The organism is Zoogloea sp. LCSB751 (assembly GCF_002028455.1).
Lineage (GTDB): Bacteria > Pseudomonadota > Gammaproteobacteria > Burkholderiales > Rhodocyclaceae > Zoogloea.
Genome location: NZ_MWUM01000456.1, coordinates 1 through 248, shown reverse-complemented (window position 1 = coordinate 248; position 248 = coordinate 1). Strand labels below are relative to the sequence as shown.

Genomic DNA, 248 nt, shown 5'->3' with positions numbered 1-248 from the left:
AGCAGCTCAATGCCGCATTAGATTTAAACCTAAAAAGTTTCTCTCCAAAAAATACCAAATGGTTAAAGCAGCTGTTAGTTGAAAATGGTGGTGTTATTACATATCAAGCACTTGGAAAATTTGAGTACGAAAGATTCACAAAAAAATTTCCGAAATGGCCATATGTGGATAAAGGACAAAAAGTAAGGGTTTCAGAGGCCTTGTTGCTACATCGAGATAAAGAGTTTCATGCTGATTTCAATCCAAGA

The 248-nt window shown here is 35.5% G+C and carries 1 protein-coding gene; it reads left to right on the top strand.

The genetic code is table 11. The annotated features are described in order from the left end of the window. Positions 1-248, top strand: a 248-nt coding sequence (locus tag B4920_RS29685) for a hypothetical protein (protein WP_216820111.1), incomplete at both ends; no start/stop codon positions are given.